The sequence below is a fragment of the Gordonia sp. VNK1 genome, from assembly GCF_040049135.1.
Taxonomy (GTDB): Bacteria; Actinomycetota; Actinomycetes; order Mycobacteriales; family Mycobacteriaceae; genus Gordonia; species Gordonia oleivorans.
The window spans coordinates 13,216-24,640 of the sequence record NZ_JBDZDJ010000026.1 but is presented as its reverse complement, the minus strand read 5'-3'; the positions used below and the strand labels follow the sequence as shown (position 1 = coordinate 24,640).

The window sequence follows — 11,425 nt, the reverse complement described above, 5'->3', positions numbered from 1 at the left end:
CACATGAAGCGACTGTTGATCGTCGGATGCGGCGGTTCCGGCGGCGCGGCGCTGGCCTACATGATGGACCAGCTGCGCTCCGACCTCGCCGGTCACGGGATCAGCCGCCTCCCCGCCGGCTGGCAGTTCGTCCACCTCGACGTGCCGACGTCACCGTCGTCGGTGGAGGGCGTCGGCAGTGTCCGCGACCAGGGCGGCACCTACGTCGGCACCGGACCCGAAAGCGACAGCTACAAGGTCCTCGACAACGCACTCACCCAACGACTGGCCACCAACCAGGCGATCGACACCATCGCCACCTGGGCACCCCGCGACCCCGAATCGGTGTACACGCCGCTGTCCACCGGCGCCGGCCAGTACCGCGCGCTCGGCCGGATGATCACCCTCAGCCGCGTCGGACAGGTCCGTGATGCCCTCCAAAAGGCTTGGGACACTCTCTATCTCAACTCCACCGACAGCGAGATGCGGTCGCTGTCGATCCCGGGGGCCGGGGCCTACAGCCCCGACGATCAACCGCTGGTGCTCGTCGTGTCGTCGATGGCCGGCGGCGCCGGTGCGTCGATGGCCCTCGACATCTGCCGCATCCTCACCCTCGTACAGGGCGTCGACCCGCGCCTGATGGCGGTGTTCATGGTGACCCCGGACATCTTCGAATCGCTGCCGGCCTCCGCGGTCACCGGCACCCGCGCCAACGCCCTGGCCATGCTCGGCGAAATCGTTGCCGCGCAGACGGGTTCGGCCCGCGAATCCGATGTTGCGCTGCTACGTGCACTCGGTTACGAACGTGGCCAGGGCGAGCGCATCCCGTTCGCGCGGGTCTTCCCGGTGGGCCGCTACGTCGGCGCGCAACGCACCGTCTTCGGCGACGGCACCCCCAACGCCGTCTACCGCGGCCTCGGACGCGGGCTCGCCGGTCTGACCCTGTCGGGTCCGGCCCTGCAGCAGTTCGTCGAATGGGACCTCACCAACGGCGTCGGTGACCAGGGATCGCTGGAGTTCCTCGGCTGGGGTAACCGGCAGTGGAACAACATCCCGTGGGGCACTTTCGGTTACGCGAGCCTGAGCATGGGACGTGACCGCTACGCCGAGTACGCCGCGCAGCGGGTGGCCCGGGCCAGCGCCGACAAACTGCTGCACGGGCATCTGCAACCCGGTAACGACGCCTCCGACGAGGAGCAGGTCAACTCGATCCTGGACAACCAGTGGGAGAACATCTGCCGGCGTCTGGGCCTGCCCGGCACCGAACCGGTCGGGCAGTGGCTCGGCTCGACGGTGCTGCCCGCCCAGCAGGTCGGTGCGCACGCCACCGGCATCATCAACAAGACGGTGCGCCCACGGATCGATCAGAGCCCCGGTGTCAACGGCGATCAGTGGGCCGCCTCGGTGTACCGGGTGCTCGGCGAACAACGCGAATCCATCAAGGGCGAGGCCGGCAACACCGCCTACGCGGTGGCCTACAGCTGGCATCAGTACTTCGCGGGTGCCCTGCAGCAGGTGACCACCGACGCCCTCGCGCAGATCGGCCTGCCCTACGCGACCGGCCTGGTCAAGCGGGTCGCCCGCCTGATGAGCGACATCATCCTGCCCGAGGCCGGGCAGCTTTCCGGGTACGCCCCCGGCGACGTCGTCGAACCCGGACCGGAGGCGACGCGAACCCTGGCCTCGCTCAAGGGAACCCTGGCCAACACCGCCGCGGTCAGCGAGCAGGTCTTCAGCGGGTTGCGTCCCCAGGTGGAACGTCAGATCTACGCGATGCTGGCCTACCAGATCTCCAACGCGGCCGGAGCCATCGTCGGCGAGATCTTCGATCCGCTGCTCACCGCGCTCAACGAGGCGCAGACCCTGCTGCGTCAGGCGGCCGCCGCCCCGCGGCGCGAGACCGGCCTGGCGCATCTGCAGACCACCGAGTACGCCGCCTGGCCCGCCGATTCCGACGAGCGCGTGGCCGCCCGCTTCTCCGAGGCCGACAACGAGGTGATGCTCACCCGGTCCGGAGAGTTCAAGCAGCGCTATGAGATCGACCTGCCCAGCTCGGTGGGAGCGGCCACCGCCGACCCCCACTCGTTCCGGCTCGCCGTCGCCCGCGCCGCCGGACACGTCATCACCGGATCGTGGCCGACGGTCGGCGGGACCCGCCCACCCGGTGAACGGCAACCGACGGTGGAACGCACCGCGGCGTGGGTCTCGCGGGCGTTCCCGCGGCACCCGGAGAGCGGCGAAACCCTCATCGCCTCCCCCGCCGCCTTCGACGTCCATCTCCGTCCGGCCGAATTGCTCTCCCGGGCGCGCGAATTCATCGCACGCCCGGGTGAGGCCTTCGACCGGTTCTGCTCGGTGTCGTTGCGCGAGTATGTGACCGGACGCACCAGCGGGGATCTGCAGGTCGCCGAATCCGAATTGGCCTCGCGCCGTAAGGATCTGCTGCTTCGCTTCGGCGAGGCGGTGAGCCTGGCGCGGCCGCTGGCCAGCGTCAACGAGAATGCGATGCAGGCCATTCACGGGGTCTCGGAGATGATGTACCGCTACAAGTTCTCCGCGGTGCCCTTCCACAGTCTCGCCGTCGCCGACGACCTCTCGACCTCGCTGAATCAGCAGATGCGGGTCGACAAGAACAGCGTCGGCGCCTTCACCAACGCGCTGTCGGACGAGGCGAACATCAAACGCATCGACATCTTCGGGTCATACCCCAATTACTCTCCGCTGGCCTATGACTCGGTGATCGAACCGGCGTCACGGCAGTGGTTGGAGGCCTCGGCCGCCGAACGCAAGGCCTTCTGGACCTACCGCCGTGCCCGCCCCCTCGCCGCGAGCCTGCCGATGCACATCGACGAACGCCGTGCGATGGTCGGCGGCTGGATCCTCGGCCGCAGCCTCGGCTACGTCAGCGTCCCCGACGCGCCGTACACGCAGGGTGCCCGCGTCTGGGACGACGAGACCAAGCGGTGGCTGCCGTTCCCGGCGCAACTGCTCACGCCACCGTCGGAATTCCTCGCCGACTACGACTGGCTGCCGGCCATCCTCGAGTCGGTACTGCTGGCGATCGCCAACAGTCACCAGCCACCGGCGATGAGTTCGATGCATCCGTATCGGGCATTGCGGCGCATCTACGACGGTGCCCAGCAGAACACGACATCCGGGCTCGAGCAGGATCAGCTGGCCGGTCGCCTGCACATGATCGACTGGCTGCGCACCGGGGATGCCGGCACCGGCGTCGCGTCGGTGATCGCCGACACCGGCCCCGAGACCTCCGTCGACGCCCGCGCCGAACGGCTCACCGCCTACCTCACCGATTACCGGCAGTTCGTCGGCACCCACTTCATGAAGCCCGGCGACGGGGCGGTCGACGGACATCCGCCGGCACCCGGCGGCGGTGTGTTCTCGATGATCACCGTCCGGGCGCAGGCGTCGAAGACCCCGTTCTTCCGCGACCTCGCCGCCGATGTGTATTGGGCGGCAAGCCAATTGCTGGATCTGGTGCCGGCCGCGGCGGCCGCCGCCGCACGCCCGGTGTCCACGCCGGGACCGCAGACACCGGCGTCGGTACGCGAAGACGATTGGACACCACCACATATGGACTTCGGATCGGGTTCGGGGAGTGTCTTCTGATGGCCACACTGACCGTGTTCGTTGCACCGAGCGGCCCCGCCGACGGTGTGCTCGCCGCACTCACCGACCTGTCGGCGGCCGGCCTCGTCGACGAGTTCGCCTGGATCACCGACCCGGTCGCCGAGCATCCGCCGCAGGCGGTGATGCTGGTGGCCGCCGGTGCCGCCCGCGACGTCGCGCTGACCGAACTCGTCACCAACCGCCGCATCACGGCCCTGCGGATCTGCTCGATCGTCCCGGTCGCCGACGACGCGCCACGCCTGTCGATCGGCGCCGAACTGAGTGTCGGCTCGACGCTGGCGTCGGCGACCGGCGCCACCACGATCATCCGGATCCGGGCGTTACTCACCGGCTCCGAGGGCATCGACGGTCCGCTGTCGGCGCTGGCCGTCGAGGGCTGGCACAACGTGGTGATCTCACCGGAGGATTCCCGCGCACCGGGATTCGGCCGCGTCCCGATTCCCGCCGAGCCCACCGCGACCGACTTCGGACGGTTCTGCGGACCGGCCGTCGCCGGGCTGACCGGACTGTGGTCGGGTATCGAACACACCCCGCTCGACGACGCCCCGGTCCTGCCCGGCCAGGTGGTGCGACTGGCACGCTCGTACTACCGCAAACTCGAGACCGCCGACATCGAGAACACCCTGCGCACCGAGCTGCTCAGCCAGGACGGGCACCTGCCGCTGCCGAGTGATCAACGGGCCCAGGTGGTGTACCTGCAGGACACCGGTCTGGCCGGCACCACGATGGCCTCGGCCCTGTGGCACAAGTACGGTGCGGTGCTGCGCGGACCCCGGCTGAGCTATCAGGCGCAGTCGGTGGAGGTCACCGGCCCCTGGGCGGCGATCAAGATGTTCTTCGGATTCCTGTGGGCGTCACTGCGACTGGCGCCGTCGTCCTGGTACAACAAGATCGCCGGCGGCGTGGCGAGCCGGGTGGCGATCGGCGTCCAGCAGGCGGTGTTCACCCAGGCACCGGCCGCCTACGAGGTGGTGGTGCGGGGTCGCCGCGCCAACGGACAACACGCCGGCTGGGCCGACATCGGCGCCGCGTCGGATCACCTGCGGGGCCTGCTGGCCGGGCCCGCACCGGTCCACGACGCCGGCACCGACCTGTCCGGACTGTGGCAGGACTACGCGAAATCCGCTCTCACCCTTGCCGACGCGGGCAACCGCTCCTCGGATCTGCCGCCGGTGCAGGTGGGGGCGGCGCGCGGCGTGATCCGTGAGGCCGCCGCCGTCATGCCCGGACCCACCGAACGTTTCACCGACATCCCGGGCGTCATCGGTGCGGCCGCGGAGACCGACGGGGTCGACGCCGTCGACGCCCTCGGCGTCCACGATCTGCAGTTCCGTCTCGCCGACCTGCAACGCGACCCCAACCACGGGCTGGCGGCCGGCTCCACGCTGTCGTCGCTCAACGAGTGGCGCCAGCACCACGAACGCAGTTTCGGTGCGGCCGTGGGCAATACCCTCGCCGACTCCTTCCGCGGCTGCTACGCCGAGGTCCAGCAGTTGCTGGAGAAGCTGCGCAACGCCCAGCTGCCGCCGGACCCGGGTTCGAAGAACCTGGGCCTGGCCCGCTGGATCCAGGTGGCCGCGGTGATCTGGATCCTGCTGACCGGAGTGTTCGTCTGGTTCGCGATCGATCACATCGTCGTCTGGTGGGTCGCGCTGATCGTCGTCGTCGGCAGCCTGCTGTTGCTGCTGCTCGCCCTCGGCGTGGCGTTCATCAGTACCCAACGACGATTGTTCGCCCTGCTGCATCAACGTCGGTCGGTGATCGCCGAATACGAGGTCGATCACCAGAATCTGCTGTCGGCCTTCCAGGATCTGCGCCGCCTGTCCCAGGCCTACGGGCAGTTCCTGTCGTGGAGCCGCATCATCGGCAGCTTCCTGGCCGCGCCGCTGGGACCGGACATGCACCGCAGCGCCGAAGTGCTCCACATCTCGAACGGCATGCCGATGTCGACGCAGGTCGGCGTCGCCCGGCCGGCCGCCACCGAGGTCGGGACCACCGCCGGCTACCTCAAACGCGACCTCTTCCACCCTGGCTGGCTCACCCGATCGTGGGAGGAACTCATCCTGCGGGCCGCACCACCGCAGCCCGGCGCACGCGACACCACCGTCGGATCGTCGGTCCTGTGGTCGGAGCGGGGACGTTTCTCCGGGTCTCGCCTCGATCAGTTCTCCGGCGAGATGTACACCGGCACGGTCACCTCCTCGGGTGCCGACGTCGTGTGGCGTCAGGCCCTCGAGCGGCTGGCCGGTCCGATGAGTGGTCTGGTGCCGCGGCTCCTGGCGGTCGTCGCCCCGGTGGGCGGCGCCGAGACCAGCATCGGGGAATTCCTCGGCGGACTCGACCAGCAAACCGCACCCGAGGGTTCGTTCCCCGACACCCTGCTCACCGACGGTGCCGTCATGTCGTCGGTGGCGAAGGTCGTCACCGACTACCGTCGTCCCCGGCTGCACGGCCTCGGCATCATCTGTGCGGCAACCCAACTCAGTGACGCCTTCGCCGTGGACAATCTGGTGACCACAGCCGACCGCAGCGCCCGGGTGGACACCGAATGGACGCCGCAGACCACCACCGCCCCGGACTTCACCGACCGCGCCGCGGGCGGGACCACCGCACCTCTACCGGCCACCGAGCCGCAGGAGTACCGCGCACCCGACCTCGGACGAGGATTCGAGTTCTGATGACGCCGGCAACTCCCGAGGATTACCTCGACGTCCTGCGCCTGTGGTCGGACTGGACCGTCGCGCAACGATTCCCGACCGTCGGACCGTCCCGCCTGGTGGAGATCTCCCGCGACCCACAGGGCTGGTCGACGGCGGCGTTGACCCCGGTGGAGGCCGGGTGGGCACCGACGATCCAGCACCTCCTCGATCAGGTCGCCCTCGGCGTCCGCCCGCAGATCGCCGTCGCGCATCTGCCCGACCGGTTGCGCCGGGCACCCGATGTGCCCGACGACGAGCCGCCGACGACCCCGGCCACGGAGCCCGCGAGTGGGGCCCATGCCGACAGTGCTGCCGCCGACGACCCGCTCGCCCGGCTCACCGCCCTGCTCTTCGAATGGCGCACTGAGCAGATCGCGCGCGGCGTCGAGGGTGCCGACACGATCCGCGACGTCACCCTGCGCAAGCTCGCCGAACTCGGCTGGACCGATGCCGCCCGCATCCAGGGCCGGCTCACCGGACCGGCCGCCGGAGCACTCGCCCTCGAGATCGCGCAGGTGATCGCCGGGTTCAAGGGTGAGGCCTCGCAGGCGCCGGCCGCGGCGGCCACGCCACCGGCATCCACGACGGCGCCGCCCGCACCGCCGCAGGCATCGACACCCGAGTGGAGCACCCCGACCCCACCCACCCCGGAGCCGGCTCCGAGTTCGCGGCCCGCGAGCACCGCACCCCCGGCGGACGCCGCGTCGCCCTCCGTCACCCCGGCGCCGCCGCCCCCGATGGCGCCACCCCCGATGGCGCCGGGCCGCACCTGGTCACACGACGATTTCGCGGTCTATGACTACCCGGAGACCGACGTCCAGCCGGGTCGCATCACCGTGGCACCGGTCGGCGACGCGGTGCGGCTGACCTGGGACGACTGGCCCGCCGCTGCCGGCGAGATGGTCCTGTACCGCGTGGTGTCCAGCGATGACGTCGCTCCCTACAAGCCCGAATCCGGCGAACTGCTCGACGTCACGACCACCCCGTCGCACACCGACGGCCGGTTCCTCAGCTCCGCGGTACGCATCTATCAGGTGTGGGTGCACGTCGGCGCCGACGAGGCGAGTGCCCGTGCGGCGCAACCGATTCAGTGGGCCGGCGGCGAGGAGGTCAGCCCGGTCGACAAGATGCGGTTGTCCGAGGAGTCGGGACGGGTGATCGGCGAGTGGGAGGTGTTCCCGGGCACCCGCAGCGTGCGGATCTTCCGGATCCCACTCGACGGCGGCGGACCCCCGACCGCCAGTCCGAGCAACCAGATCCTCACCGACCAGGCCAATCTGACCGGGTTCGTCGACGCCGCCGTCCCGCGCGGCAAACGATTCCTGTACTCGGTGCAGGCCGAGGTGATGGTCAACGAGTCCGCGCGCCTGTCCCGCGCCATCAAGAAGGACATCCTGGTGTCGGTGGATCTCGTGCCGATCACCGACCTCGCGGTCGAGATGGCCGAATCCGGCAGCACGTTCAATCTGCGGTGGACCACCCCGAAGGAGGGGCAGCAGGTCCGCATCCACCGTTTCCCCGCGCCGCCGCCGGCCGGCCTGGAGAACGAGGACCGCGACGAATCCGCGATCACCGTGCAGGGATTCACCGAGGAGACCCGCATCAAGGACCCGGTGACCGCACTCGATCCCGAGACCTCGCAGATCACCGGGGTGTTGTGGCCACCCACCTGGGAACGGGCCTATCTCACGCCGGTGACCACCTTCAACGGCCGGGTCCGGATCGGCACCACCCAGGTGCAGACACGCCCGCTGCCCGCGGTGATCGAGCCGCGGATCGTCGAGCGGTTCAACACCGAACTCATCACCTTCGGGTGGCCGGTCGGCGCCGCCGCGGTGCAGGTCTTCGTCGGGCCGAAAACGCTGCCCCCGGAACAGATCTGCGCGCAGCCGCAGAGCTTCGCCGAGGTGACCGCGTCCACCCATCGGCGTGACGGCGCCATCATCCTGCCGCAGGCGCTGCCCGGCAACGGTTGTACGGTATGCCTTGTGCCCGTGGCCTATTCGAGGGGTGAACAGATCCGCGGGGAGATCGCCACCCTGGACTATCCGGGGCTGGCGCGGGTGTTCTACTGGTTCGACGCGGTCGCCACCCCGAATCCGATGTCGCGCGTGCTGCGTCTGGTGATGCGGTCCTACACCGAGATCGCCAACCCTCCGGCACTGGTGCTGGTCGCCAATCCGCAACGGCTGCCGCTGGATTCGCGGGACGGACAGATCCTGCAGTTCCACCATCGGGGGCAGTCACTGCCGCACTGCGACCTGCCGCGCATCCCGCACGGCACCCACCCCACCGAGTACACCGTCGACCTCGGCGACACGTATGCCTTCATCCGGCTGTTCGTCCACGAGGCCGGCGAGGTGACACCGGCGATGGCAGTACATGATCCGGCCCTGACCCAGCTGATGCGCTTCCAGCCGCCACTGCCGCCGGGAGAACCGGTATGACCGAACCGTTCTCCCCCGCACGATCGCGCAGTGCGCAACTGATCTACACCTCCTTCGACGACGGTGCCGGACGCGGCGGGTGGCAGGTCAAGCAGATCGCCGGCGATCTCGACGACACCGAACGCGACGCGCTGGTCGGGCGGGTGGTGACCCGCTTCGATCTCGAACCCCGCCTGCCCGACTTCCCGACCGCCGAGCAGATCGCCGCCCGTCCGGCCCGGCTGAGTTACGGGCGGGTGGAGGGGCTCGGCGCCTTCTGGCATACCGTCGCGGCGGGACCGGATGCGTCTGGTCGACCGGGAAATGTGTTCGCGCACATGGCCGTCGACCGGGCCACGCCCACCGACATGACGTATCGGCCGATCGCGCTGTGGGGGTCACCGGACTGGTTGCGGCCCTATGGTCCGGCCGAGGTCGCCGCGGCCGCCCTGCCCGGTGCCGAGCTGCCGCAGGCCAATCCGGCCATGTCGGCCCGCGCGGCCATCGACTTCCTCACCGACCTGCACACCGACCGGCAGGGCGTGTTCCGGGTGTTGCTCGACGCCGTGGTGGAGGCGCTGGCCACCTCGTCGTCGGTGGTGCTGCTGACCCGCTCGCATGAGGAGTCCGCGTCGTGGATCGCGGCGGTGTCGCACTTCCTGCCGCTGGCAGCGACGCACCGGCTCTCCTGGACCACCCACGACCGATCCGATCAGGTGGCCATCGACATCGATCGCGGGCATCACCTGATCGCGGTGCCCGCCGACAGCGTCGACGAACGCACCCGCTTTCCCGGCGCCATCGTCATCGACGCCGCCGAGATCCCCGGGCTCGCCATGCCCGGCGAATCGCATCGGGTCGCCCGAGGGGAGGTGGAGGCGTCGGCGCTGTCGTCCTTCGTCGAGGGCATCCTCGAGGATCCCGACGTCGCGCTCGCCGTCCTCGATCGGCGTGATCGGGTGGCCGCCGACGTCACCGATCCCGCCATGGTGCCCGCCTGGCCGCTGGCGGTCGCCGTCGCCGAACATCCCCAGTTGGCGGAGTTCCACGACGACGCCCTGCACGTCGTCGCCTTCGAGGCACCCGCCGGCGTCGAGCAGATCGCTTGGGCCGGTGAACTTCTGGGACGTGCGTATGCGCGTCATCCGCTGACTCCGGCCGACACCTTCCATCCGCTGCAGCGTCTGGTGCGGCAACGGCAGGACACCGCGGTCGCGGCCACCCGGTTCCTCACCGCGGTGCTGCATGACCAGCAGTGGCTGGAGAATCAGCCGCTCAACACCATTCCGTCGGTCGGCTCGGTCGATCTGGGCGCACTGCGCGAGGTGATCTCCGAACGGATCGGCCACTTCGTGGCGTCGACGGAGTCCGACCCGGTACGCCACGCCGCCCTGATCATCCGCCTGACCGTGATCCTGTATCGCCTGGGTCGACGCGACGCGGGGTTCACCGGCGTCCTCGCCGACCTCACCCGCGCATGGGAGGCGATCGACATCTCGATCGTGTGGTCCGGCCATCGACCCGCCAATCTGCAAGACACCAAGGCGATCTCACCGGTCATCCGCGCCGAACTGCTGCGCCCGGCGTTGCTGCGGTGGCCTCGGGAGGTGCTGGAACGGTTCGACGGTCCGGCGTGGGCGTGGTTCTACGACGACGGGAGCGGCGCCCCGCTGCCGCCGCCGGCCAACCCGTCGGCCGCCGACCTGACGCTGTACCCGATCGCGGTGGCGTCGACGTTGCAGGGCAGCGCCCTACCGATGAGCCCCGATCAACGCCGCGCCGCGGTGACCGAGGCCGTCGAATTCGCGCTGTCGGACCCGGAACTCGACGACGCCGCCTGCCGCGACCTCACCGACACGCTGATCTCCCGGCATCGGCCCGACGCCGCGTCGATGCTGGCGTGGGCCGCCCGGGAGCCGAACCGGACGTCACCGGCGATGCTGCATGCCGCGGTCTTCTACGAGCCGCCGGACATGGGACTGCTCGCCGACCTGGCCCACGGGCAGAACGCGGACGACGATCCCGGGTTGCGCGCGTTGGTGGCCGCGTCGCGGTTGCGTCTGGCCGCGCGCGATCCGCGGCAGTGGCCGCAGACACCGGCCCTTTTCGACGACGAGGTGGCGGCCTGCCTCGCCGATCCGACGGGCTGGGACTATCGGCTCGCCGAGGATCTGGTCACCATGCTCTACGCCGGTATCGTCGCCGCGCAGTCGCGCCGGGTGTCGTTCGCCACCGACCCCACGGTGACCGCGCGCCTGACCAATCAGCCGCCGCGGTCGCCGGGTGGCCTGGAATCGACGCTGCGGATCGTCGCCCAACGCGGATTCCTCGATCTCGGCTGGGTGGCCGCGCGATCGTTCGTCGCCCGATTCGACTCCCTGCGACCGGAACCGGTGATCCTCGACCGTCTCCACCGCGACGGCACCCGATGGTCGGACCGGCTGCTGGAATGGGCGCTCGAGGAGAACCGGTACCCGGGCCCGACCACCCCGATCGAACTGCGCGACGCGGCGTGGCCGATCGTGGCCACCGGCACCGCGGCCGATGCCCAGGATTTCTTCGACGAGTACGAGTCACGCGCCAAGGACTGGGCAAAAGCGTTGCACCTGAACAACTCCGATCCGTCGTCCGGCCGGTCGATGATCGGTCGCTTCACCCGAGAGGACCGATGAG

The 11,425-nt window shown here is 69.9% G+C and carries 4 protein-coding genes; all 4 read left to right on the top strand.

What is annotated here, in order from left to right:
- The first annotated feature begins 3 nt into the window (after positions 1–3).
- The 4 genes from ABLE94_RS23000 to ABLE94_RS22985 are packed head-to-tail and all read left to right on the top strand — an operon-like array spanning position 4 to position 11,424.
- Positions 4–3,606 carry a tubulin-like doman-containing protein gene (locus ABLE94_RS23000; protein WP_348806929.1) on the top strand — a complete coding sequence of 1,201 codons (3,603 nt, stop codon included), beginning with the start codon at positions 4–6 and terminating at the stop codon, positions 3,604–3,606.
- Positions 3,606–6,305, top strand: coding sequence for a hypothetical protein (locus ABLE94_RS22995; protein WP_348806928.1), 2,700 nt, complete (start codon positions 3,606–3,608; stop codon positions 6,303–6,305). Before ABLE94_RS23000 ends, ABLE94_RS22995 begins: the two co-directional genes overlap by 1 nt.
- Positions 6,305–8,773, top strand: coding sequence for a SaeA-related protein (locus ABLE94_RS22990; RefSeq protein WP_348806927.1), 2,469 nt, complete (start codon positions 6,305–6,307; stop codon positions 8,771–8,773). Before ABLE94_RS22995 ends, ABLE94_RS22990 begins: the two co-directional genes overlap by 1 nt.
- A complete protein-coding gene (locus tag ABLE94_RS22985) occupies positions 8,770–11,424 on the top strand; it encodes a GAP1-N2 domain-containing protein (protein ID WP_348806926.1) in 2,655 nt (884 codons plus the stop codon). Before ABLE94_RS22990 ends, ABLE94_RS22985 begins: the two co-directional genes overlap by 4 nt.
- The last annotated feature ends 1 nt before the right edge of the window (position 11,425 follow it).

Excerpts from the sequence above, each read along its gene's own strand:
- ABLE94_RS23000 (WP_348806929.1), top strand. The coding sequence starts at position 4 with ATGAAGCGACTGTTGATCGTCGGATGCGGCGGTTCCGGCGGCGCGGCG.
- ABLE94_RS22995 (WP_348806928.1), top strand. The coding sequence starts at position 3,606 with ATGGCCACACTGACCGTGTTCGTTGCACCGAGCGGCCCCGCCGACGGT.
- ABLE94_RS22990 (WP_348806927.1), top strand. The coding sequence starts at position 6,305 with ATGACGCCGGCAACTCCCGAGGATTACCTCGACGTCCTGCGCCTGTGG.
- ABLE94_RS22985 (WP_348806926.1), top strand. The coding sequence starts at position 8,770 with ATGACCGAACCGTTCTCCCCCGCACGATCGCGCAGTGCGCAACTGATC.